Origin of the sequence: Pseudofulvimonas gallinarii, from assembly GCF_004343305.1 — a bacterium.
Classification (GTDB): domain Bacteria; phylum Pseudomonadota; class Gammaproteobacteria; order Xanthomonadales; family UBA2363; genus Pseudofulvimonas; species Pseudofulvimonas gallinarii.
The window spans coordinates 42,808-67,387 of record NZ_SMAF01000006.1 but is presented as its reverse complement, the minus strand read 5'-3'; the positions used below and the strand labels follow the sequence as shown (position 1 = coordinate 67,387).

Annotated in this window: 20 protein-coding genes; 10 read left to right on the top strand and 10 right to left on the bottom strand. The window is 68.8% G+C overall.

The genetic code is table 11. The features are described from left to right. Positions 1 to 8 precede the first annotated feature (8 nt). Complete coding sequence (locus EDC25_RS05860; protein WP_123522005.1) at positions 9 to 635, top strand: YbhB/YbcL family Raf kinase inhibitor-like protein; 627 nt, start codon at positions 9 to 11, stop codon at positions 633 to 635. Positions 636 to 677: 42 nt separating this feature from the next. On the opposite strand, the gene EDC25_RS05855 is transcribed toward EDC25_RS05860, so the two are convergent. Beyond that, a complete protein-coding gene (locus EDC25_RS05855) occupies positions 678 to 1,472 on the bottom strand; it encodes an undecaprenyl-diphosphate phosphatase (protein WP_123522006.1) in 795 nt (264 codons plus the stop codon). After that, positions 1,469 to 2,908, bottom strand: coding sequence for a hypothetical protein (locus EDC25_RS05850; protein WP_123522007.1), 1,440 nt, complete (start codon positions 2,906 to 2,908; stop codon positions 1,469 to 1,471). Before EDC25_RS05850 ends, EDC25_RS05855 begins: the two co-directional genes overlap by 4 nt. 409 nt (positions 2,909 to 3,317) lie before the next feature. Here EDC25_RS05850 and glnA point away from each other — a divergent pair, with 409 nt between their 5' ends. Continuing rightward, a complete protein-coding gene (glnA, locus tag EDC25_RS05845) occupies positions 3,318 to 4,724 on the top strand; it encodes a type I glutamate--ammonia ligase (RefSeq protein WP_123522008.1) in 1,407 nt (468 codons plus the stop codon). Positions 4,725 to 4,829: 105 nt separating this feature from the next. Further along, positions 4,830 to 6,263: an FG-GAP repeat protein gene (locus tag EDC25_RS05840; RefSeq protein WP_132577298.1), complete on the top strand. Its 1,434-nt coding sequence runs from the start codon at positions 4,830 to 4,832 to the stop codon at positions 6,261 to 6,263. 82 nt (positions 6,264 to 6,345) lie between these two features. Here the strand turns inward: EDC25_RS05840 and EDC25_RS05835 are convergent, their stop codons facing one another. After that, complete coding sequence (locus EDC25_RS05835; RefSeq protein ID WP_132577297.1) at positions 6,346 to 8,919, bottom strand: serine/threonine-protein kinase; 2,574 nt, start codon at positions 8,917 to 8,919, stop codon at positions 6,346 to 6,348. 13 nt (positions 8,920 to 8,932) lie between these two features. Further along, entirely contained in the window at positions 8,933 to 9,508 is a 576-nt protein-coding gene (locus tag EDC25_RS14670; protein ID WP_164484033.1) for an RNA polymerase sigma factor, read from the bottom strand. Positions 9,509 to 9,692: 184 nt separating this feature from the next. On the opposite strand from EDC25_RS14670, the gene EDC25_RS05825 reads away from it, so the two are divergent. The 4 genes from EDC25_RS05825 to EDC25_RS05810 all read left to right on the top strand — a co-directional run bounded on the left by EDC25_RS05825 (position 9,693) and on the right by EDC25_RS05810 (position 13,826). Further along, complete coding sequence (locus tag EDC25_RS05825; protein WP_165910880.1) at positions 9,693 to 10,196, top strand: hypothetical protein; 504 nt, start codon at positions 9,693 to 9,695, stop codon at positions 10,194 to 10,196. A gap of 74 nt (positions 10,197 to 10,270) precedes the next feature. Beyond that, entirely contained in the window at positions 10,271 to 11,782 is a 1,512-nt protein-coding gene (locus tag EDC25_RS05820; protein ID WP_132577295.1) for a hypothetical protein, read from the top strand. Between the two features lie 21 nt (positions 11,783 to 11,803). Continuing rightward, complete coding sequence (locus tag EDC25_RS05815; protein WP_123522013.1) at positions 11,804 to 12,250, top strand: hypothetical protein; 447 nt, start codon at positions 11,804 to 11,806, stop codon at positions 12,248 to 12,250. A 64-nt stretch (positions 12,251 to 12,314) separates the two neighbouring features. After that, entirely contained in the window at positions 12,315 to 13,826 is a 1,512-nt protein-coding gene (locus tag EDC25_RS05810; protein WP_123522014.1) for a hypothetical protein, read from the top strand. 73 nt (positions 13,827 to 13,899) lie between these two features. Here EDC25_RS05810 and EDC25_RS05805 read toward each other — a convergent pair whose 3' ends face one another. The 5 genes from EDC25_RS05805 to EDC25_RS05785 all read right to left on the bottom strand — a co-directional run bounded on the left by EDC25_RS05805 (position 13,900) and on the right by EDC25_RS05785 (position 17,367). Next, a complete protein-coding gene (locus EDC25_RS05805) occupies positions 13,900 to 14,772 on the bottom strand; it encodes a hypothetical protein (RefSeq protein WP_123522015.1) in 873 nt (290 codons plus the stop codon). 107 nt (positions 14,773 to 14,879) lie between these two features. Then, complete coding sequence (gene nudC, locus EDC25_RS05800; RefSeq protein WP_123522016.1) at positions 14,880 to 15,809, bottom strand: NAD(+) diphosphatase; 930 nt, start codon at positions 15,807 to 15,809, stop codon at positions 14,880 to 14,882. 1 nt (position 15,810) lies between these two features. Further along, positions 15,811 to 16,173 (bottom strand): iron-sulfur cluster insertion protein ErpA, encoded by a 363-nt coding sequence (gene erpA / locus EDC25_RS05795; RefSeq protein WP_123522017.1) that lies wholly within the window; start codon positions 16,171 to 16,173, stop codon positions 15,811 to 15,813. A gap of 34 nt (positions 16,174 to 16,207) precedes the next feature. Beyond that, complete coding sequence (locus EDC25_RS05790) at positions 16,208 to 16,666, bottom strand: bactofilin family protein (RefSeq protein ID WP_205984955.1); 459 nt, start codon at positions 16,664 to 16,666, stop codon at positions 16,208 to 16,210. Beyond that, positions 16,633 to 17,367 (bottom strand): DUF6776 family protein, encoded by a 735-nt coding sequence (locus EDC25_RS05785; protein WP_123522019.1) that lies wholly within the window; start codon positions 17,365 to 17,367, stop codon positions 16,633 to 16,635. Before EDC25_RS05785 ends, EDC25_RS05790 begins: the two co-directional genes overlap by 34 nt. Positions 17,368 to 17,601: 234 nt before the next feature. On the opposite strand from EDC25_RS05785, the gene EDC25_RS05780 reads away from it, so the two are divergent. Together EDC25_RS05780 and EDC25_RS05775 are read left to right on the top strand one after the other, a co-directional pair. Next, the gene (locus EDC25_RS05780; protein ID WP_123522020.1) at positions 17,602 to 18,177 is read left to right on the top strand and encodes an ECF-type sigma factor; all 576 of its coding nucleotides are present in this window, start codon (positions 17,602 to 17,604) and stop codon (positions 18,175 to 18,177) included. Between the two features lie 434 nt (positions 18,178 to 18,611). Then, positions 18,612 to 21,137: a serine/threonine-protein kinase gene (locus EDC25_RS05775; RefSeq protein WP_164484036.1), complete on the top strand. Its 2,526-nt coding sequence runs from the start codon at positions 18,612 to 18,614 to the stop codon at positions 21,135 to 21,137. Between the two features lie 114 nt (positions 21,138 to 21,251). Here EDC25_RS05775 and gap read toward each other — a convergent pair whose 3' ends face one another. Beyond that, complete coding sequence (gene gap / locus EDC25_RS05770) at positions 21,252 to 22,265, bottom strand: type I glyceraldehyde-3-phosphate dehydrogenase (RefSeq protein ID WP_123522022.1); 1,014 nt, start codon at positions 22,263 to 22,265, stop codon at positions 21,252 to 21,254. Positions 22,266 to 23,255: 990 nt separating this feature from the next. Here gap and EDC25_RS05765 point away from each other — a divergent pair. Beyond that, positions 23,256 to 24,224, top strand: coding sequence for a magnesium transporter CorA family protein (locus tag EDC25_RS05765; protein WP_123522023.1), 969 nt, complete (start codon positions 23,256 to 23,258; stop codon positions 24,222 to 24,224). The last annotated feature ends 356 nt before the right edge of the window (positions 24,225 to 24,580 follow it).

The window sequence follows — 24,580 nt, the reverse complement described above, 5'->3', positions numbered from 1 at the left end:
AGGCATCCATGCAGCTGACCAGCAACAGTTTCGCCGACGGCGCCGCCATCCCGGCCGAATTCGCATTCGGCCAGCCGGGCCCGGACAGTCCATGCATCCTCGCCGGCAACCGCAATCCGCACCTGGCATGGTCGCAGGTGCCCGAGGGCGCACGCTCCTTCGCGCTGACCTGCCTCGACCCGGACGTGCCGACGGTGCCGGACACCGTCAACCGCGCCGACTGCGTGGTGCCGGCGGACCAGCCCCGCGGCCAGTTCGTGCACTGGCTGCTGGCCAACCTTCCCGCCAGCCAGCGCAGCATCGAGGCCGGTGCCTTCAGCGCCGGCGTCACCGCCCGCGGCAAGCGCGACGCGGCGCCGGCGGCCGGTGGCCTGCAGGGCATCAACGACTACACCGGCTGGTTCGCCGCTGATGCCGACATGGCCGGCGATTACCTCGGCTATGACGGCCCCTGCCCGCCCTGGAACGACGAGCGCCTGCACCACTACCACTTCCGCCTGTTCGCGCTGGACGTGGAGACGCTGGAGCTGCCGGTCAACTACACGCTCGCCGATCTCAACGCGGCGATGGAAGGACACGTGCTGGCGGAAGCCGAACTGGTCGGCACCTATACCCTGAACCCGGCGCTGCGCTGACCGCCGCCGCGCATCCGCCGCGCCCGCCACGGGGCGCGGCGCTCAGGCACCCGCGGGCAGGCCGAGCAGCAGCGCCAGGCCCAGCACGATGCGATAGACGGCGAAACCCGTGAAGCGGTGGCGCTTGACGTACCCCAGCAGCCAGCGCACGGCGATGAAGCCGGTGACCATGGCGGCCACGAAGGCCACGGCCAGTTCACCCCACCTCTCCGCCTGGGCCGGCTCGTCGAGCAGGTATTCAAGGAAGGCGTAGCCGCTGGCCGCGAACATCGTCGGAATGCCGACCAGGAACGCGAACTCGGCCGCCGCCGGGCGACGGTTGAGACCGGCCAGCATGGCCACGAAGATCGCCGCCGCCGAGCGCGACACGCCGGGAAACACGCCGGCGACGACCTGCGCCAGGCCGACCAGGATGGCGATCGTCCAGGTGACATCGCCGCGATCGGGCCGACGTTCCGCCAGGCGCTCGGCGCACAGGATCCAGATGCCGCCGAGCACCAGCGCCCAGGCGATCGGCGTTACCGTTCCCGGCAGTTCCCAACCGAGCAGGCGCACCGGCAGTCCCACCATCGCGGTCACCGCGAAGGCCAGCGCCAGCTTGAAGGCATAGTCGCGCTGTGCGCGGTCGTGCCAGCCGGTCAGCAGGCTCCAGATCCGCTCGCGGAACACCAGCGACACGGCAACGATCGCGCCGGCCTGGATGACGATGTTGAACAGGTCCGAGCGCGCACCCAGCCAGTGCTGCGCGATCAGCAGGTGGCCCGTACTGGACACCGGCAGGAACTCGGTCAGGCCCTCGATCACGCCAAGCAGGAGGGCGGCGAACACATCGGTCATCGTGGCAGGTGGCGTGGCCGCAGGTCGGGGACGGGGACGGGGACGGGGACGGGGACGGGGACGGGGACGGGGACGGGGACGGGGACGGCATCATAGGCCATCGCGCCCGGCATCTCCGCGCGCAGGAGGAATGGCGCGACCAGTGCCACCAGCACCAGCCAGTACAGGTATCGGAACTCGGCGCTGGGCGCCAGCACCGGCAGGGGCAGGCACAGGAACAGCGCCGAACACAGCAGCGGCCGCAGCAGCGGATGGACGCGACGCCGCCACGTCGCCGCCAGCAGCAGGACCACGACCAGCAGGTAGGGCCAGCCGGCAAATACCGGTGTCGGCACCAGCGCTGCCAGGGCCGCGACCGCCCGATCGCGCAGCGCGGAAGGTGCGACCTCCAGCGGCGGGTTCACGTCCAGCCGGTGCCAGCCCGGTTGCAGGACCAGGCCGGCCGGCACGCCTTCGCGCGCCAGGCCGAACAGCATCGCCATCAGCCGGGCACGGTGCCGGAGCAGGTCCAGCGGTGCGTCCAGCCACAGCCTTCCCCAGGCCGCATGCAGGTCGGTCATCTGCGCTGGCGAGGGATCGAAGTACAGGCTGATCTCCAGCTTGCCGGTGGCGAAGATCGACGTGTTGCTCCACGGCGTGAACACCTCGCGCAGCGCCTCGACCGTCAGCGGACGCGCCTGCCAAGAGGGCGGCACGCGCAGTTCGTCCCGGGCGATGGACACCGCGGCGATGTCCCACAGCGCGGTGACCGGCCAGACGGTGCGACGCGTGACAGAGGAATGCAGCGAGGGCAGCGTCGACAGCAGCGCCACCACGCCAGCGAGCAGCAGCGTGACGACGGCCCTGGCAGGTGGCCGGCGGTCCGCCAGCGAAGGCCAACGGCCGGCGACATACCACAGCAGGGGCAAGACCAGCGTCAAAGCGTTGTGGCGATAGGCGCAGGCGAGTGCGCAGAAAAGAACCGCCAGCAGAAGGCGTCCCGGCCCGGGCCGGCGGCGCTCGTGCACCAGCGCCGCAACGGCGAGCAGCGCGAAGGCCGCCATCGGCACGTCCTTCCAGATGTGCACGGCAATGCCCGAGACGGCCGGCCACAGCCCGACCAGCAGCACGAATGGCAGCTGCCAGCGCGCACGCGCGAACAGGCCCTGCGCCAGCCAGGCCAGTGCCATCCAGAACAGGGCCAGGTGCAGCAGCAGGATCGGACCCGGACCGGAGAACACGCGCTCCGTCAGCGACCACGTCAACGCGAGGATGGGCGGATGGACGTCGGTATAGCGCCCGCTGCGCGCCTGCGCCCACTGCGAGGCGGAATCCGGACTCATGAAGCCCGGCCAGAACAGCCAGGCCAGTGCAAGCAGGCACAGTCCGGCGACCGGCCAGACCAGCCAGGACCGGGGGGCTGCGCCCGGATGTGCGCGCGACAGGATGACGCTCACGACCGCGCAACCGGACGCGGGGCGCAGCGGCTGGCCATGCAGTGATGCCGATCGCCCCGCGCCTGCAGCCGGCAATGGCGACTGGACATCGACGCCTCACGTCGTCCACGTCCGTCGCTACTGCCACGCGGGCACACGGCACGCACGCTGCTGCCGCCGGGTCGCAGGCCGCGCGTGCGGGCGCCCGGCCCATGCCGTTTGTGAGCGATGTCCGACATCGAGGTCCCGTTGCCGCAATCGTGCACGCGGAATGCGCGCACGCTGCGCACAGTCTGCACGAATCCGGTGCACTGCTGCCAGCAGGTGCACCGTCAACGGCCCTGGGGGCCAAGGCCGTACGGAGTTTTTCGTTCTGGCACCGCAATTGCAATCGGGATGGCGCCCTTTTTCCCGCCATCACGGAGCCACCATGTCCGACCACGTCGCCAAGCTGATCCATGACAACGCCGTCGAATTCGTCGACCTGCGCTTCACCGACATGATCGGCAAGCAGCATCACGTCACCTTCCCCGCCCGCGCCGCCGATGAAAGCCTTTTCGAGGACGGCAAGATGTTCGACGGTTCGTCGATCACCGGCTGGAAGGGCATCAACGAGTCCGACATGGTGCTGATGCCCGACGCGAGCACCGCCGTCATCGATCCATTCTCCGAGCACCCGACGCTGATCCTGACCTGCGACATCCTCGAACCGGCGACGATGCAGCCGTACAGCCGCTGCCCGCGCTCGATCGCACGCCTGGCCGAGGCGCACCTGAAGGCCAGCGGCATCGCCGACACCGCCTTCTTCGGGCCGGAGCCCGAGTTCTTCGTGTTCGATTCGGTGCGCTGGCGCAACGAGATCGGCCGCGCCGGTTTCGAGATCGGTTCCGACGAGGCGCACTGGTCCTCCTACGACAGCCAGGACGGACACAACCACGGCCATCGCCCCGGCCCGAAGAGCGGCTATTTCCCGGTGCCGCCGGTGGATTCGCTGCACGACCTGCGGGCGCAGATGTGCAAGGTGCTCGAGGCGATGGGCCAGGAAGTGGAAGTGCATCACCACGAGGTGGCCACCGCCGGCCAGTGCGAGATCGGGACGAAATTCAACACCCTGACCGCCAAGGCCGACGAGCTGATGACGCTGAAGTACGTCGTCCGCAATGTCGCCCACCAGAACGGCCGCACCGCCACCTTCATGCCCAAGCCGCTGGTCGGTGACAACGGCTCGGGCATGCATGTCCACCAGTCGCTGAGCAAGGATGGCAAGAACCTGTTCGCCGGCGACGGCTACGGCGGCCTGTCGCAGCTGGCGTTCTGGTACATCGGCGGCATCTTCAAGCACGCCCGCGCCATCAATGCCTTCTCCAACGCAAGCACCAACAGCTACAAGCGCCTGGTGCCGGGCTTCGAGGCGCCGGTGATGCTGGCCTATTCGGCGCGCAACCGTTCCGCGTCCTGCCGCATTCCCTGGGTCTCCAGCAGCAAGGCGCGCCGCATCGAGACGCGCTTCCCGGATCCGGTCAACTCCGGCTACCTGACCTTCACCGCGCTGCTGATGGCCGGTCTTGACGGCATCCGCAACCAGATCGATCCGGGCGCACCGATGGACAAGGACCTCTATGACCTGCCGCCGGAAGAGGAAAAGGGCATTCCGACCGTCTGCCATTCGCTGGACCAGGCGCTGGAAGCCCTGGACGCCGACCGCGAGTTCCTGAAGGCCGGCGGCGTCTTCACCGACGATTTCATCGATGCCTACATCGAAGTGAAGATGCAGGAAGTGACGCGCTTCCGCGCTGCCACGCATCCGTTGGAGTTCGCGATGTACTACTCGATCTGAGGCGACAGTCCAGCCGCGGCGGCGCCATTGAAGCGCCGTCCGCGGCGTGCGCTTTCCGGCATTCCGGCTGTTCTCGCATTCGAACCCACCACGAATGCCGCCGACATGACCCGCCGACCCTGCCCGCCGCACCACCTCTTTCCGTTGCTTGCATCAATGGTCAGCCTGGCCATGGCCGCCGTGACGGCCGATGCCGGGACGCCGCCGGAGCACGGCCTGGTACGAATCGCCGTGCTCACCGGCAACTACCACGGCCTGCCCGAACAGGACAGCGGCGATGGCCCGGAATTCGGGGCCAGCATCGCCATCGACGGAGACTGGATGGCGGTCGGCGCACCTGGCACGGTGGTGGGCAATCCGCCGGGCGAGAAACTGGGTGCGGTGTTCCTGTTCAAGCGCAATGGCCAGCAATGGGAATACCGGCACCGGGTGACCGGGTTTCCCTGGGGGCCGGCCCCGCGCTGCGGGCACAGTGTCGCCCTGAAGCTGCCGCGCGTGGCATTGGGCTGTCCTGAGGCAACGCAACCGGCGGTCCCCGGCTCCAAGGCCGGGGCGTTTGTCAATGCCAGCCTGCATGAGGACAACTGGAACCCTGCCTGGGGCGTCATCAGCAACGATGTCGGCGCCGAATGCGGCCGCGCAATCGCCCTGACCCCATACGTGCTGGACGCACCCCATCACACGCTTGTCGGTTGCCCGGGCGACGACCAGGGGCGCGGCAGCATCTGGAGGTTCACCAACGGCAACCAGAATGGCAAGTTGACGGCGGCTGATGGCCAGCCGGGCGACCGCTTTGGGGAGGCCTTGTCGCTGTACCGGCTGGTTTTCGCCGGCACCTGGCAGACGCTGGCCGTGGGTGCGCCGGGTCGGTCACTCGGTCCGGCGGCGCAGTCGGGCGCGGTGTATGTCTTCCAGGGCGCCGATTTCATTCCGACATCGACGCTCACCTATCCCAATGGCCACCTGTACCCACACACCCGATTCGGTACGGCGGTCGCCGCCAACTTTTCCAACATCCTGGTCGGTGCACCGGGCGGAACCGGAAGCGGCAGTGCATGCCAGACCGTCCCCCGGTGCGGCAATATCCATCGTTATACCCAGCCCGAGGGCATCTGGCTCCGGCAGGATGGTGGCGAAGCGGTCAACGCCGGTGGTGAGCCACCGGGTGGCCAGGCCGGCATGGAATTCGGTTCGGTATTGGCACTGGGCTCGGGCAACTGGCTTGCCGCGTCCGCCCCGTTGGCCGACCGCAGTACGGCAACTTTGCCGCCCGCCATTGCCGCCGATGTCGGCATGGTCGAGCTGCGCCGGGCCGATGATGGAAGCTACGGCGCCGGCACCGGCGAGACGCGGGGCGAATTGCGTCCGGGCACCATTCTGCCCGGCGCAAGCGGTGGGCGCTTTGGCACCGGCCTGGCGTTCGGCGCCGACCATCTGGCTATCGGGTACCCGCGCCAGAGGACGTTGATGGGCCAGCGTCGAGGCCAGGTGTGGGTCTACGTTTCCGACCGGATCTTCGTCGACGGATTCGAACCCTGAGCCCTGCCGTCCAACGCATCGGACCCGACTTTCTGATGTGCTGCACACCGGTGCAGGGGCTGACCAACTGCCCCGGCCGGACTCAGTCGCCCGGCAAGGCCGCGAGCGCAGCCCGGATCTGCATGCCCAGCGGATGCGCCGGCCCATGCTCGCCATCGCATGCTTCCAGGGCGGACTGAAGTTCGGTGCGAGCCTGTGCCACTCGCCCGGCCGCGGCCAGCGCCTCGGCGTGGTGCACACGGCAACTGAGGGTATTGGGATGCGCAATGCCCAGGGAATCCGACTTTCTTCCGCACAGCATCGACAACTCGGCCAGCGCTGTGTCCCAAACGCCGAGCTGGAATCGGGCGCGCGCCGCCACCTCGCTGCCTTCAAGCGTGAACAGGTGGCTGTCGCCAAAGCGCTCGTGGGCATGTCCGACCATGGCTTCAGCCAGTGTCAGCGCGTCGTCGGCGCGGCCGTCGAGCAGGCGTTGTTCGGCCAGGTTGTTGTGCATGATCAAGGTGATCGGATGGGTGGGGCCATACTCGAGCCGCGCCACTTCGTAGGCGCGCTCGCGCAGTGCCCGCGCCCGCTCCAGATCCCCGGTTTCGGCCAGCGCATTGGCCAGATTGCCCTCCACCGTCAGCCGGCGCCAACTGCCTGGCGGGTCGTGATCGGCAACCAGGGCCGCACCACGTTCCAGATACGGCACCGCCTCGCTGAAACGCCGCTGCTGGTTCAGGATGCCTCCCAGATTGCCGAGCAGGACGCGCACATTGCCATGGCTTGCGCCGAACAGGGTTTCGGCTTCGGCCAGCAAGCGACGACTCTCCGCTTCCGCCGCCATCAGGTCGCCCTTGTCGATCAGCAACCGAACCAGATCCCCACGGGCGGCAAAGTGGTTGCTGTAACCGGCGGCGCTGGGCCGAGCGGATTCGTATTCGGCCAGGGCCTGCCGCAACCAGCGCTCGGCCGCCTCGCTGTTGCCCTGCTGTATTGCCAGACCTCCCAGGCGATGCATGGCCGCCAGGCGCTGTGAATCGACCGTCCCATCGTCGCGACCCGCGGGTCGCACGGCAAGAACCTGCTCCAGAAGCCCGCTTGCACGCTGCACGTGATCCTGCTCCTGAAGCGTTGCGGCCAGTGCGAGCATCAGGTAGACGGTGATCCGGTGCTGCGGTCCGAGTGACTTCTGCGCGCGTGCCAGCACCGACTCGATCGCCGCCTGCGGTTGTTGGGTATCGGGAAGTTCGGATCGGACATGGACCAGGACCGATTCAATGTCGAGCACGGCCTCACTGTCGGCGGGATACAGGCGCTGTGCCAAGGCAAGTGCCTCGGCGAGCAGCGGCTCGGCCTGTGCGTGCAGGCCCAGGCTGCGGTAGCTGTTGCCGATCGTCATCAATGCGCGGACCCGTGCCGCCGGATGACCGTCGAATTGACGGTCCAGACCGGCCACGGCACCATCAAGGACATCACGCACGCGCACATCGGCCCCCTCCATGGCGACGTTGGGAGCGGCAAGAAGGTCGGCGAGAAAGGCGCTGACCGCAGCCTGCTCCGCACCCGCCGCCTGGGCGCGGTCACGCTCTGTCGCGGCCTGGTGCAGCCCGGCCAGCGCCATGGCCAGGCCCAGACCCAGACTGCCGATCACCGCCGAAACCAGCCAGCGACGGCGGCGCCTGACAGGCGCCGTACGGATGCGCGCCAGCCGCCGCTGCACACTGCCCAGATCCGGGCGTTGCGTCGGATCGGCCGCCAGCAGATCGGCCAGCAGCAGACGCGGCGTCTTTGGCAGGGGCAAGGCGAGTGCACTTTCACGCGCCAGATCCCGGGCATGGGCATTGCGCAGCGTCGCCAGATCGGCGGCATCAACCGGCAGGCGACCTGTGCACAGATGGAACAACACCGCACCCAGCCCGTACAGGTCGACCGCCGGACCCGCCGCCTCGCCGCGCAACTGTTCCGGCGCCATGGCCAGTGGCGAACCCAGCAGCCCGAAGCGCTGCGCCTCGGCACGACTGGCAGCAGAGCCGAAATCCATCAGCACGATGCGTCCGCTGTCCTGCTCGCGCATGACATTGGCCGGCTTCAGGTCACCATGCACCAGTCCTGCGCCGTGAACAGCCTGCAAGGCGCCCACCAGCTGCTCGCCGATGGGCAGCACTTCGTCCCAGTCCATCGGCCCGCCGGCCGCCACCCGCTCGCGCAGGGAGACGCCGACGATCCGGTCACTCCACATGCCGGCGCGGCCATCGTGGACGGCGGCGCCATACACGGCGAGCACGTTCGCATGCCGCACCTGCGCCAGCCGCCGGGCTTCGGCAATGAAGGCACGTGGCTGGATGGCATCATCGTCGCGCAGCAGCTTCAGGGCGACATCGCGCTCCAGCACCGTGTCGAAGGCATCGAACACTTCGCCTGAACTGCCGGCGCCGATGCGCCCGCGTACCCGCAGGTGCCCCCAGCTGAAACCGTCGCCGCGGCCCGCTTCCGCAGCCCCGGCCGGGCGCACCTGGCGGGACGCGGCCATTGCCGTGCACAGCCGGGCCAGCCGCCGCAGGCGTTCCAGTTCCGGCGAGCCGGCACCCAGGGCCCGTTCGGCCTCCTGCCAGTCCACCGCATCTCCATCAATGAGGCGGTCGAGCCAATCCTGCACCTGTGATCCGTTCACCGCCGGCGCCCGCTCAGCCCTGGCCCAGGCGCTCGCTCAGGGCAGCGATGGCACGATGCACCAGCATGCGCGCGGCATTGGCCGACGGCCGCTGCATGGCGGCGGCGATCTCCTCGAAACTGAAGCCGAACTCCAGGCGCAGGATCACCGCTTCGCGCCATTCCGGCGTCAGCTCCGCCAGCGCGCGCTCGTAGTCCCACACCAGATCCGGCCCGATCGCCTGTACCAGCATGGAATCGTCGGCGGCGTAGTCGAGAACCTCGTCCGACACCCGGCCAGCAGCGCGCAGACTGCGGCCGATTTCGCTGCGCACCACGTTGAGCAATGCCGTGCGCAGGTAGGCCAGGAACGCACCTTCGCGCTGCGGCTGGAAGTGGTCGATGGCCTTGAGCGCCTTGATCAGCGCCACCTGCACCACATCGGCGGTTTCCGCCAGGTCGCGCGCCACCGGCGGCAGGCGTCCATGCGCCCAGCGCATCAGGATCGGCAGGTATAGCGCACACAGGCGCTCGCGCGCCGCGCTGTCGCCGTCGCGCACCCGCGACAACAGCGTAGCGGTTGATTCCAGGGGCGGGGCTGTGGACTCCATTGCGGCGATGGTAACCGCGATGCTCCGAGGCGACCACGCCGGCAGCGACTGCGTCCTCCATGCCGCTGACAACGCCGGAAGAGGGTGCAAGCGCACGCCGCCGGTGCGCGTGCGTTTCTCGCCACGGCGGCGGTTTCCTCCTTCAGGGCGTGTGCCCGAACCGACCCACCACGGGAGATCAACCATGACCCGACCCCTGTCACTGCGCCATCTGCCGACGCTCCTCCTCGCACTGGCTGCAACCACCTCGACCACAGCCGCGCAGGCGCCGGTCGAAGGCTGGTTCCAGCACGACGACCGCCGGGTGCAGCTCGAACACGGCATCGCCGTTCAATTCAGTGATGCCCAGGCCGGTGGCCGTCACAGCCTGGTGCTGCTGCTGGCCGAGTCAGCGCCGGATGCCGAACTCGGTCGCGGCAAACGCAATCCGCTCGGCAACATCGAGGCCGGCCTGCCTTTCGACAGTGCCCGCTTGCTGCTGCACGTGGATGACAGCCGGAATCCGCCAGTCATCCATCGCCTGTCCTTCGCCGGCCTGATGGCCCTGAGCCCCGGTGGTGACACGCTGGAACTGGTGAACGGACGCATCCGCGGCAGCTGGGAGGTGCCGGCCGATGCCACCAATGGACGCTGGCAGAGCGCGCTGTCCATTGACCTGCCGGTGCTGGACCTGGACGGCGGCGATTGACGGCCACTGCGGGCAGCGTGCGCTCCCGCCTGCGCGCCGGGTTTAGCTGCACATCAATCACCACAGGAGCCGCCATGAACAGCCGTTGCACTACCCGCCTCACTTTCTGCCTTGCCGTGCTGGCGTTGCCCGCGTCGGGACCGACGGCAGCCAGCCTGGCGCAGCAGGTCGCCGAAGAGGTCGATGCCGACATCGCTGCCGGCACCGATCTGCGCTTCCACGGCCGGGGCGCCGCCGCCCCGGCGTTTGTGCGCAGCGCCACGGTCGCCGGCAACTACACGGACCTGCCCGCCCAGAGCAGCAGCGGGCCGGAGTTCGGCCACGCCGTCGCCATCGATGCTGACTGGCTGGCTGTCGGCGCGCCCGGCACCCTGGTCGACCACGGCGCCGGGTTTGGCGGTATCAAGCCGGCCGGTGCGATCTTCCTGTTCCGCAAGCAGGACGGCGAGTGGATCCCCAGCCAGCGTCTGACGCCGGCGACCTTCGGCCTTGCCCCGCGCTGCGGTCAGGCCGTCGCCCTGCGTGGCCGTCACCTGCTGGTCGGCTGCCCGGGCACAGGCAGCCTGCCGCAGCCCGGCAATCTCCAGGGCGGATACGCCGCCTGGCACCTTGATCAGGATACGGACAACTGGGAGCCGCTTGCGATCCCGGCGCAAACCACAGCCGGCTCGCAGTGCGGCCATGCGGTGGCGCTGACAGGGCCCAACAGTGACGGCATGACGCGGGCGGCGGTGGGATGTCCGGGCTGGAACAGTCATCAGGGGCGCGTCCTGGTCCACGCATTCAGCGACCTCGGCGGCAGCTGGGGCGCGGCTTCCGCGCGGACCGCCGGCAACGGCAACAGCAACGACCGCTTTGGAGCCAGTGTCTGGATCGATCAGAATTCGCGGGGCAATGGTTACGTGCGGATGGCGGTGGGCGCACCGGACAAGCTCGACGACCTGTTCCCGCAAACAGGACGTGTGTACCTGTTTGAAGGATCCGCACTCGTCGAGGCCGCCAGCCTCGTTGGCCTGACCTCGCAGGATCGCTTCGGCACCTCGGTGGCACTCGCCGGCAACACGCTGGTTGCAGGTGCCCTGGGGAGCATTACCAGCCAGTGTTCGAGCGGCAGCTGCGGGCGCGTCGCACGCTATGTCCGGCAGAGCAACGGGCAATGGGTGTTCCAGGACGGCGGTGTCGCGGTCAACGTCGGGGGCACGCCGCCCGGCGTGCAGCCGGAGATGCAATTCGGGAGCGCGGTCGGCATCGGTTTCGACAACTGGATCGCCGTCGCGGCGCCGCGCACCAATGGCAGCGGCTCGTCCTTGCCGCCGGCTCCGGTTGCCAATGTCGGCATGGTCGAGTTGCGGCGCGCCGGTGACGGCAGCGCCAGCGTCGACGGCAACGCCTGGCAGGCAGAGCTGCGACCGGGTGTGGTCACCGGCCTGCAGCTGGGCGGCGGGCGCTTCGGTACCGCCCTGGACTTCTCCAGCAGTCACCTGGCCATCGGTTATCCACTTTCCGGCACGCTGATCGGAGGCCGCCGCGGTGCGGTCTGGATCTACGAGGACGATCGCATCTTCGGCGATGGCTTCGAGCCCTGAGTCCCGGCCGGCGCTCGCCGCGTGCGGCCGCTGGTGTTCGCCGAGCAGGTGCGCCGGCACTTCCGCTTCCTGGCCGGACTCGATATCGACGGGCCACGCATCCATGTCCAGCCACCGCGGGAATGCAGCATCGTCTACGGCAATGCACGGCTGTGGCTGGAGATCCTGCACGACTGGGGCAGCGCGCCGTTCCTGCGCGTCACCCACCGCGATGCCGGCAGCGGCCGGCACCTGCCGGCCGTTGCCCTTGCCGAAATCCTGGCCTTGCATGCACCGGATGTACTGGGCAGTGAACCGCGCTGGAACCACGCTGCCGACGATGCGCCCTGGCTGGCCTGGGCGGCACGGCAGGTGCGCCGCCACGCCCGACGCCTGTTGCCGCCTTCGGAGCAGGACGTGGCGCGCATCTGCGCCGGCCGGCAACCGCCGACACCGATGCCGCCGCCAACAGGTGCCGGCAACGGGTAGCGGCGGCGTGCGCTTTGTCGCCGTTGCCGGGTTGTTGTTCGCACCTTCCACCCTGGAGCCTGTCATGCCCCTGTCCCTTCGTTCGATCCTCGTCGCTGGCGCCCTGATCGGGACCGCCTGCCTTGCTGCCCCCGCCGTGGCCTCGGCCGCCGGCCCGGGCAGTACCGATGACCGCGACCATGCCGACACCTTGTTGCGCGACACCCTGACCGGCAGCAGCGTGGGCCACGGTCTTGTACGCACCGCGCTGCTGAGTGGCGACTACACTGATTTCCCGCCGCAACCCGCCGGCGAGGGCCCGGAATTCGGTTTCAGCGTTGCCATGGACGGTGACTGGCTGGCCGTGGGCACACCGTCGGCGCGCACGCGGACCGATGAGCCGGAACGCGTCATGGGCGTGGTGTTTGTTTTCCGCCATCAGGCCGATGGCTGGCAACTGGTTCAGCGCCTGACCACCACCAGCAATGGGGCATCGCCGCGCTGCGGCCATAGCGTGGCGATGCGCCTGCCGAACCTGGTAGTCGGCTGCCCAGGCAGCGACTGGCCCGACAGCGGCGAAAGCGGGCACGGCCGGGTCATTTTCTATCGCCTGAACGCGAACGACACATGGAGCAGCGCCGGCACCGCCTACTTCCCCGGTGCCGGCTCTGCCTGCGGCACCCAGGTCGACGTCAGTGCCACCGGACCCAGCGGGACCGCCGTCGCAGCGATCGGCTGCCCCGGCTGGAACAGCGAAACCGGGCGCGTGTGGACCCGTCGCTTCGAAGGCTCGACTGGCAGCTGGTCGGAAGACTGGCTGACCGTGACCGCCAGCGACGGCGCCAGCGGCGACCGCTTCGGCAGCAACCTGGCCATCTACCGGGGCGAAGTACTGGGCGTGGCGACGCAGCGCCTGGCGGTCGCCGCACCCGCCAAGCCTATCTGGCCCGCCATCCTCGCCGGCAAGGTCTATGCGTTCGGCGGTGCCAATTGGACAGAATCCCAGACTATTACCCATCCGGCAGCGGATTCGTTCGGCCTGGTGCTGTATGGCACCGGGCTGGCGATGAACAACAACCAGCTGATCATCGGCAGTCCGGGTGGCATGACATTCGAGTGCCCCAATGCCCCACGCTGCGGGCTGGTGCAGCGCTATGAGCGCCAGGGCGGCAACTGGCAGCTGGCGGATGGCGGCGGCGCCATCAACCTGGGCGGAAATCCGGCGGGAGAACAGGTGGGCATGGGCTTTGGCAGTACCGTCGCCCTGGGCTTCGACAACCTGGTCGCGATCGCCGCCCCGCGCACCGATGGCTGGCGGCAGCCCAACGGGCTGGCCGAAGAAGTGGGCATGGTCGAGCTGCGCCGTGGTGAAAGCGGAACCTGGGGCGTTAGCTGGACTGACCATCTGGGCGAGATCGGGCCGGCCACGATCGGCGCCCTCGCCTTCGACCAGGGCCACTTCGGCACCAGCCTGTCCTTCGGCGGGCGCCGCCTGGCGGTGGGCTACCCGCATACCGGCGGCCTGGTCACCGGCCGCCGCGGGCAGGTGTGGATCTACAGCGAAGACCGCATCTTCGCCGACGACTTCGAGCAGTGAGCGGGTGACGGCTGGTTCATGACGGCGTGCGCCCTGTCCGCGGCCAGCGGCAGGGCGCTCCCGGCGCTGCGGCTCAGGCCAGCAGACTGACCAGGGCGACCAGCGCCAGGATGGCCATCCAGACGATGAGCACGCGCCAGACGACGTTGAGGGCATCGCGCAGGACGATGTCGGCATCGGTATAGCCCAGGTCGTCGGCGACGCCTTCGTCTTCCAGATCGGCCTTGACGCCGGCAGCGACGACGACGGGTACGAGCTGCGCGTCGAAGACGAAAGGTCCGCCGGTCAGCGCAAGGCGCCGGCGCCAGGCATGGAGCACGGTGTCGAAGTCGGTGGAAATGGCGGTGCCCAGCGCGATCAGCGCCGCCACCGGCCAGTCCAGGATCGCCTGCAGCCGCGCCGCGACCGACTGCTGTTCGAGCGACAGGATGTCGCCGCCTTCATGCGCGCCAAGATCGGCCAGCCGGTAGAGCAGCGCCCCGACCGGCCCGAGGATCACGAACCACAGCATCGGGCCGAACCAGCGACGCTGTGCCGCCCGGCCGACCAGTCCCGCGGCCGCGGAAGCGGAGGTCGGCGCGCCCTGCCCGAACACGCCGCGCACCACCTGTGGACGGTCGATGACATCGGCCGAGGCGGCCGCTTCGACGTCGCGATCGAGGTCGCGCGGCCCCCAGGAGTAGAACAGCACCGCCACCGCGAAGAGAAATCCGGGCAGGCCGTAAAGCGGCTGCGCCAGCAGCGCCTGCAGCACGCCGATGAGCAGCAGCGGCAGCGCGATCAGTGCCAGCACGGTGTAGCCGTTTCGCCAGGATTCGCCGTCGATCCTTCCCGACAGCCACGTCGCCCAGGACGCAAACCAGTCGAAGCGGCGCAGGCGCGCCAGATCGGGAACGAAGTGGCTCAGCACCTGCACGAGCAGGATGGTGACAAGAACGTACGTCATGGCGACATCCGCAAGCGTCGTAGACGCCGGATTCTATCGCGAACGCCAGCGCAGGCGCGCCGGCACCGCGGCACAGGCACAGCGCTGCCAATGCCCGGACCGCTGCACTAGACGCCGCTGTCGAGGCTGCTCTCGACGCGGGTGTCGACGTGTTCGGCCAGCCAGCGTTCGATCAGCCAGCGCGAAATCGACAGTCGCGGCGGCAGCCGCACATCGCCGGACTTGATCGCGGCGAGCAGCTGGTCGCGGTCGAACCAGCGCGCATCCTCCAGTTCCTCCCCGACACGGATGCTGGTCTCGATCGCATGGGCTTCGAAGCCGAGCATCAGCGAGGCCGGAAACGGCCAGGGTTGCGAGCCCAGATAGCGGCAATCATCGACCACGACGCCGGCTTCCTCGTGCGCTTCGCGCACCACGGCGGCTTCCAGCGTCTCGCCCGGCTCGACGAAGCCGGCCAGCGTCGAATAGCGTCCGGGCGGCCACGCGGCCTGCCGGCCGAGCAGGCAACGGTCGCGGTCGCGGATCAGGAAGATCACCGCCGGATCGGTCCGCGGGAAGGAGGTATTGCCGCAGGCCGGGCAACGCAGGCGGTGGCCGCCGGCTTCGGAACGATTGACGGTGCCGCAACGACCGCAATGCCGATGCAGGCTGCGCCAGACGCACAGGGCGCGCGCGAAGGCGAGCAGTCCGGCCTGGCCGGCATCCAGCGCCGCCGCGGCGCTGCGCAGGTCCAGCCAGCCGTCCGCGTCGATAGCGACGTCATCGGCCAGGGCCGCGAACAGCGCCCGTCCGTCCTGCTGGCCGAGGAATACCCAGTCCCGCCCTGCATGGGCTTCGCAGCCCTCGCGCCAGTCCAGGGCCTGCCCCTCGGCGACCGGCGCGGCACCGTCGTCACGCAGCAGCAGCCAGCGGCTGCCGGCATCCGCGGCCAGCGCGCACAGGCGTTCGTGCTGTTCGCGCAGGTCGACACCGCGATCAAAACTCGCGCCGGCAAATGCGTAGGCGGGGACCGGGGCTGCGGCGCGCGGGGCGCTCATCTCAGGCAGTGAAGGAGGAACCGCAGCCGCAGGTGGTCTTGGCGTTCGGATTGCGGATCACGAACTGGGCGCCGCCCAGGTTCTCGCTGTAATCGATCTCGGCGCCGTGCAGGTACTGCAGGCTCAGGGGATCGACCAGCACCGTGATGCCGCCGCTCTCGACGGCGAGGTCATCGTCGGCGCGCTCTTCCTCGAATGCGAAACCGTACTGGAACCCGGAGCAGCCGCCGCCGGTGATGTACACCCGCAGCTTCAGTTCCGGGTTGCCTTCCTCGCGGATCAGCTCGCCGACCTTGGTCGCCGCCGCGGCGCTCACCGCGAGGGCGGCGCCATCGTGATAGCTGGGTGTGGCCTGGATGTCCATGGTGGCCACTATATCGGGGCCATGCTGTACCGGATCAAGCCTCGTCGGCGTCGGACACGTGGCCGGGCCCGGTCAGGCGTGCCGGCTCGTCGCGCTCCTGCACCAGCTTGCCGGTCACGGCGGCACCGGCCGCCATCTGCAGGAGCTTGTAGTGGATGTTGCCCTGCACGCGCGCGTTCGGCAGCAACTCGACCTTGTCCGCCGCCAGGATGTCGCCGATCAGGCGGCCGTTGACCACCACGTGCGGCACGCGCACTTCGCCTTCGATCTCGCCGTGTTCACTGATCGACAGCATGGCATCGCTGCTCGCCTCGGCCGTCACCGAGCCGTTTACCCGGCCATCGATGTACAGGCCGCCGGTGAAATGCAGGCTGCCTTCGATGCTGGTGTTGCGACCGATCAACGTGTCCACTGCGCCGTTGGCCGGTCGCTCGCCCTTCTTGCCGCCGCTGAACATGTTCAGTTCGTCCCCTGGGTCATCGCCTGCTGCCATGGCAGGCTGCGCTGTACCGATTCACCGCTCCCGCCACGCAGCTGCACGTGGATGGTGTGCGGCAGAAATCCATCCGGCAGGATAATGCGTCCTTCGACACGCTGGAAATAGCGGAAGTCGTAAGGCAGTCCATCCGCGGCGTCGCTGGGCACCAGGCTGCTCCAGGGCAGCCGTTCCGGCCGTCCCGCGCGCTGGCCTTCGACCGACAGCGTCAACTTGCCCTCGCTGCCCCGACGCACGTCCTGGGTCTGCGTCAGCAAGGCACTGAAGGCGAATCCCGCTTCATCCTCGCGCACGGCCAGGTCCTGCACCGACAGCGGATGACGCTCGGCCTGGGGACCGATCAGGCGCTTGTACAGCGTGATCTCGCGGCGCATTTCCGCCAGCTCCGCGTCCTTGGCGGCCAGCGTCTGCTGCACGTTCTCGTTGCCCAGCCGGGCGATCTGCTCGGCGCGCTCGACATTCGCCAGGCGCTGCTCGACTTCCTGCAACTGGTGACGGGTTTCCGCCAGAGCGGCCTGGCTTTCCGACAGCCGCGCACTGAGCGTGTCCGCGCCCGGCAGCAGCACGTAGCGGCCGATCACGAACGCCAGCGCGACGCTGGCGATCCAGGCCGCCACCAGGATTTGGCGACTGCGGCGCGCCCGACGCGGATCGATGACGCGCAACGTCGGCATTTCCGGCGAGCCGGGTTGGGCCATGACGTGAAGTCCGGATGGGTAAGCGTCCGAGTTTAGCCGCCGCGGCGGCCGCAGCGTCAAGTGCGCGGCCGTCCCGCCCGTCCAGTCGCAGGCGTCGCGCCGCGCCGGGTCAGCGGTCGGAAAGTGCCGTGGCGCAGCCGGCGCAGGGCCATCCCGGCCGCCTACCATGTCCCTCCTGCCGCTGCCCCGGTGGCCCCTCGGTGCCACGCAGTCGCGCCTGTATATACTGCGCCCATGTCCTCGTCGCAGGATTCCGAACCCGACGTCACCCTCCTGCTGCGCAGGTGGAACGAAGGTGATCGCCAGGCCCTCGAGCACCTGCTGCCACTGGTCTATGCCGACCTGCGCCGCATCGCGGCCCGGCAGCTGCGCAACCACCAGGGCCACGAGACGCTGCAGACGACGGCACTGGTCCATGACGTGCTGCTGCGCATGCTCGACCGCTCGGCGACCGGGTTCTCGAGCACCGCCCACCTGCTCAATGCCGCGGCGCGGATGATGCGCCAGCACCTGGTCGACCGCGCCCGTGCGGCGGCATCGGACAAGCGCGGTGGCCGCTGGCTCCGCGACGATTTCGCAAACGCGCTCGACCTGCCCATCCCGGACAACAGTCCGCTGGACGAACTGGACGAGGCGATCACCGACCTGGAACAGTTCGATCCCCGCATTGCGCAGGTCGTCCAGCTCCGTTATTTCATCGGCCTGAGCGTTGCCGAGATCGCCCGCACGCTGGACACCAGCGAACGCACCATCCAGCGCGACTGGCTGCTCGCGCAGGCCTGGCTGCGCGAGCGCCTCGGCACGGACTGAGCGCATCGGGCATCGCTGCGGGCAGGCGTGTCCGGCGCTGTGGCCTCCGCCGCTGGTGTCGGATAGGCCTTGGCAATTCCGTATCCCTTGGCGAGCCTGCTGTTTCCGCAAGGAGGCACCTTCATGCCAGTTACGGCTACACCGTCCGACCGCGCACCGATTTCCATCCGCCCCGCCCGGTCCATGTCCGGCGCAGGACCGTGACCGCCGGATCTTTCATGGCGACGCTGAGTACAGGCCTGCCACGCAAGCGGCACACCGCGGCGACCGCGTGTCCGGCGATGGCCGGGCGGCGCCGCGCGATGTGCCGCGCCGCGCAAGGGTGGACATTGCCGGGCGGGTCCGGCGGACCACGGCGGCTTCCGGCGCGACGGCTCCTTTACCTCGCGGCTGCCTGAGTTCACGATCCCGGCATGGATACTGGAGAGGCGCGCATGCGAACCCGGCGACTGGATCAGCAGGCACTGGCGATCGCCCGGCTTGCCATGGACGAGGAGCCCGCGGACCGCGACGAATGGGTCGCTGCCCGTTGCGGCGAAGACGCCGAGCTCGGCGAACGTGTGCGGCGCCTCCTGGGCCGCCTCGACGACATCGACGATCAAGGCCGCGGGCATGCCGATCCCCTGCCCGGCGATCAGGAGGAGACGGCCGGACATGACGTTCTGCTCGGGCAGAAACTGGGCCCGTTCCGGGTGATGGAGCGCATCGGACGCGGCGGCATGGGCGTGGTGTATCGCGGCCTGCGCGAAGCCGGCGACCTGCAGCAGGAGGTGGCGCTCAAGCTGATCCGGCGGGGTTTCGATTTCGATGACACGCATGCGCGCTTCCTGCGCGAGCGACGCATCCTTGCCCGACTGGACCATCCGAACCTGGCGCGCTTCATCGATGGCGGGCTCAGCGACGACGGCCGTCCCTGGTTCGCGCTGGAATTCGTTCGCGGGCAACGCATCACCGCCTGGTGCGACCAGCGGCGCCTCACCATCCGGCAGCGGGTCGAACTGTTCCTGGACATCTGCAATGCCGTCCAGTACGCGCATTCGCAGCTGGTCGTCCACCGCGACCTCAAGCCGGACAACATCCTGGTGGACCAGAACGGCTGCGTGCGCCTGCTCGACTTCGGCATCGCCCGGCTGCTGGGCGACGAAGAGCAGGGACTGACGGTCACCCGCGAAGGCACCGCCTACGCCATGACGCCCGATTATGCGGCGCCGGAACAGTTCAGCGGTGCCGCTGTCGGCGTTGCCGCCGACATCTATGCACTTGGGGCCGTCCTTTACAAACTCGTCACGGATGTCCCGCCCATCGCCCTGGACCGAAGCGACCTGCTGCTGGCGGGCCAGCAGGCCCGGCTGACGCCGCCGCAGTCACCGAGCGCCGCGATTGCCCGGGGTTCCGCGCCAGATGACACCGCTGCGGTGCTCTCGCGTCGACTCGCCGCACGCTCCGTCCAGATGGCGGGATACCGCCGTGCCGTGCGCGGCGATCTCACGCGCATCCTTGAAAAAGCCCTCGCGAAGGAGCCGGAGCGCCGCTATGCATCGGCATCGGCGCTCGCGGAGGACCTGCGACAGTGGCTCGCCGGCGCTCCGGTCCAGGCGACCGGCAACACCCTCGGCTACCGCACGGGCAAGTTCATCCGACGGAATCTTCCGGCGGTGGCCATCGCGGCCACGCTGGCCGTGGCACTGGTGGCCACCAGCGTGATCGCCACGCGCATGGCGTTGGCCGAACGGCAGCAGCGGCAACTTGCGCAGACCGAGCTGGAGCGGTCGAACGCTGTCCGCGACTACGTCATGCTGATGCTGCGCGCCGTGGGCGAACAGGGTGCCGATGCCCCGGTCACCGGCCGCGAAGCCTTGCAGCAGGGCGCGCAGAATGTCCGCGAGCACTTCGCCGAGGATCCGGAGAATGGCGTCGGCACGATGCTGGTGCTGGCCGAGCTGTTCACCCAGATCGGCGATGCCGAAGGCGCCGAGCCCCTGCTGCAACAGGTGGTGGAATGGCCGGGCGCCGCCCGGCAACCGGACATGCTCGCCCGTGCCCGCTACCAGCTCGCGCAGATCCGGCACCAGCGTGCGCAGACGGACGAGGCCGCCGTGTTGCTGGCGCTTGCACAGGAACACTGGCAGGCACACCCCGACCGCGCAGGTGCCCTGCTCAACGAAAGCCGCACGCTGCAGGCGCAGCTGCTGCGCGCCGAAGGCCGTGCCGCCGAAGCGATCCCCCTGCTGGCGGACGCGATCCGCGAACGCCGCGAAAAACTCGGCCTGGTGGACCGGGAGCTCGCCGCCGCGATGGGCATGCATGCCACCACCCTGACCGAGACCGGCGACTACGAGGCGGCGTACGCATCCGCAGACGATGCCGTTGGCCTCTTCCGCTCCCTGGGCCTCGACCGCTCCATCGGCGGCTTGGGCGCGCTGAACAACCGGGCGGTCACGGCGACCTATCTGCGCCGCACCGACGAGGCCATCGCCGGTTTCCGCGAGATCGTAGATATCCACCGCGAACTGTTCGGGCGCAATTCCCACCTCGCCACCGTCCAGCTCAACCTGGGACGGCTGCTGCTGACCCAGGAGCGCCACGCGGAAGTGGTTCCGCTGGCTTCAGAAGCCCTGGATATCGCGATCACCGAGCGCGGGGAGATCAGTGCCGTGGCCGTCTTCGCGCGAGCGATGCTGGCCGAAAGCCTCGCTGGTGCCGGCGATACGGCGCGGGCGCTGGAAGAAGCTGAAGAGGCCGTTGCCGTTGCCGGCCGGCATCACCGGGACAGTGCCGACCAGTCGTACATCACGACGCTGCGGACGCGCGCGATCGTGCGGATGGCGGCCGGCGACAAGCCGGGCGCGCGTTCCGACCTCGAGGCCGCCGCCGAAGGCCTTGCGGCCCTGGGGCCCGCCGGCGAACGCCACCTGGGCGTTGTCCGGCAGTTGCAGGCGCGCCTCGACGCCATGCCGTGATTGCCGGATGGACGGTGACGTCGCACATCCTGCTGCGGGGTATGGAGCCGCCGCGGCCGAAGGCCGGTACGGATCCGTACCGGCGCAACTGCCGCGACAGCCTGCTTCCTCCGGTCAGGCCGCGTTGACCAGCGCCAGCGTGGTATCGAGCATGCGGTTGGAAAAGCCCCACTCGTTGTCGTACCAGCTCAGCACCTTCACCAGCGTGCCGTCGGTGATCTTGGTCAGCGTCGCGTCGTAGATGGAGCTGCGCGGATCGTGATTGAAGTCCACGGACACCAGCGGGCCGTTGCTGTAGCCGAGGATGCCCTTGAGGCGACCGTCAGCGGCCTCGCGCACGGCGGCGTCGATCTCGTCCTTGCTGGTCGCGCGCGCGGCCACGAAGGTCAGGTCGACGACCGACACATTGATGGTCGGCACGCGCATGGCGAAGCCATCGAGTTTGCCATTGAGTTCCGGCAGCACCAGGCCCACCGCGGCCGCCGCACCGGTCTTGGTCGGGATCTGCGACTGCGTCGCGCTGCGCGCGCGGCGCAGGTCGCTGTGGTAGACGTCGGTCAGCACCTGGTCGTTGGTGTAGGCGTGGATCGTCGTCATCAGGCCGTGGACGATGCCGATCTTCTCGTGCAGCACCTGCGCCAGCGGCGCCAGGCAGTTGGTGGTGCAGGACGCATTCGAGATCACCTCGTGCGAAGCCTTCAGCGTGCCGTGGTTGACGCCATAGACGACGGTCGCATCGACGTCGGATCCGCCCGGCGCGGAAATGATCACCTTCTTCGCGCCGGCGGCGATGTGTGCCGAAGCCTTGGCCTTGCTGGTGAACAGGCCGGTGCACTCCAGCACCACGTCGATACCGAGCTCGCCCCAGGGCAGCTTCGACGGGTCGCGCTCGGCGCAGACCTTGATGCGGTCGCCATTGACGACCAGGTCGCCGCCTTCGACCGACACTTCGCCGGGAAACTTTCCGTGCGCGGTGTCGTAGCGCGTCAGGTGCGCATTGGTTTCGGCATCACCCAGGTCGTTGATCGCGACGATCCGGATTTCACCGGTGCGACCGGATTCGTACAGCGCACGAAGAATGTTGCGGCCAATGCGGCCATAGCCGTTGATGGCGACCTTGACGGTCATGTCGGAACTCCTGCAAGCGGACGGGGAGAAACGGAGCCGACATTTTAGCCCGTATTGCCGGACAGGGCCGGTTCGCAAGGCACGCCCGCGGCTACCGGGCATGCCTGTCGCCCTGCCACCGCCCGCTCCCGTCAGCCGGCCGCGCCGTCTGAGCTGCTGTTTCCGCAGGTGGCCGCGGGCGCCGGGGCGGAGCACACGCCCGTTCCGGGCGAACCGGACCGGTTACCGCCAGCGTCCGCCGCCTGGACGGCCAGGTGCAATCGCAGGTGGGGCGGTTTTTCCCCATTGAGCCGCACAGCCAATCCGGCGCGAGCCCGGGCAAACAGCTGGGCGGCGATACAACCACTGGCGCAGCGGATGTTCACGTCGATCACCTCGTCTGCGACCACTTGGGCACGTCGGCCGAAGCTGTTGTGTGCGCGGCCATGCAGTCCGTTCAAACCGCGCCGGCGCAGCCCGCGCAGCGTCCCACGCGCGGCCGTGGCAGCCCGGCGACCCGTTCGAGCGGCACCACGTCGCGCTGCGAGCCCCACTGCGACATCGGCGATTGCACCAAGTCGGTACCGCTGGCGTGATGCCGGCCGTGGCTGTCAGCGGGAAGTAGCCGGCGGCGATTCCGGTCGGCCACCTGACATCGTCCCGGCGCACTGGCGGCCAGGTGCGCTCGTCCTTCGCGCGGAAGGCCGCGCGACCCCGACGAAGGCCGCATCGGCAAAGCGCATGCACGCCCGATTCCCGCAGCGCCGCAAGGAAAGCGTCGCGCAGCGTGCGTGCTGGCGTCGCAGCCGCGACGGCATCCCGGCTTTTGCCAGATCAGAAGAACGCCAGCGGAACGGGCGATGATTACCCGCGGCACGGCGTTGCATCCTTGGGAACAGAAGAAACGGATCTTCGGCTGAATACGCGAGAAGCGGACTGCTCGCCGCGGTTCTTGGGCCGGGCAATAATGGCCCGGCGCGGCTTTGCGCGGACTGCCCCGGGCGCCCATCGATGCTCACCTGCCATATCGAAGAACACGGTCGCCTGCGTCCCTCGTCGGACACCACCGCGCTGGATGCGCCGAACATGATGTGGATCGACCTGAACTCGCCGGACGAGGACGAACGGAAGCGGGTCGAGGCGCATACCGGGCTGGCCATTCCGACGCTGGCGGAAATGCAGGAGATCGAGGTCTCGAGCCGGCTGTACTCGGAGGACGGCGCGCTGTTCATGACGGCGCCGCTGGTCGCCCAGGTCGAGGCCGGCGATCCGGTCAGTGCACCGGTCACCTTCATCGTCACACCCGGCGTGTTCGTGACCCTGCGCCACACCGAACCGAAGGCATTCCGCCTGTTCGCGCAGCAGGCCCAGCGCTCGGCGCTGCCGGACACGCATCCGCACGGTATTTTCCTCAGCCTGCTGGAAACGATCGTCGACCGTTTCGCCGATGTGCTGGAACTCATCAGCGGCGACGCCGACCGCATCTCGAACGAGGTATTCCGTGCCGACGAGATCGCCGACGAACGGCCGCTGGAAACGCTGTTGAAGGCGACCGGCCGTTGCGGCGAGCTGACCTCGAAACTGCGCGAATCCATCGCTGCCTGCCTGCGCATGCTGACCTGGTTCGGGCATCCGCAGAACGGCTATATCCGCGACGAAGGCGTCCGCGAGCGCGTCCGCACGCTGGGCCGCGATCTGGCATCGCTGGGCGACCACACCAATTTCCAGACCAGCAAGATCCAGTTCCTGCTCGATGCCACGCTGGGCCGCATCAACATCGAGCAGACCAAGATCATCAAGATCTTTTCCGTCGCCGCCGCCGCCTTCCTGCCACCGACACTGATCGCCAGTATCTACGGCATGAATTTCCAGCGCATGCCCGAGCTGGAATGGAGTTTCGGCTATCCGCTGGCCATCGCGGCGATGCTGGCCTCGGCGGTGCTGCCGCTGTGGTATTTCAAGCGCAAGGGCTGGCTGTAGGCGATCGCGGTTCCTGCCGAAGCGGCATCGACGCGAAGCGGCTACGCTTCCGCCCCGGGAGCCTCACACGCAGCCCTGCAAGCCGCCCTCGCTAGGAACACGTCGGGCAGGCAGGCGACGCTGGCCGTATCCAGCCGGATCAATCGCTGCGCACGCCTGGACCGCGCCGCGTGTTTTCGTCGTGCCAGCGCCCGACCGCCTGGCGAACACAGCGTGTTTACTGTCCAGGTGGCGCAAGACGGGATCCGGGCGAGGCGCTGTCGACGCTCCGACAGACGGGAGGCTGGGCCGGCCAGGACACTGCGATGGCGCGGTTTGCCCGCGTATTCGGCGACAATGGCCACCCCTGCCCCGCC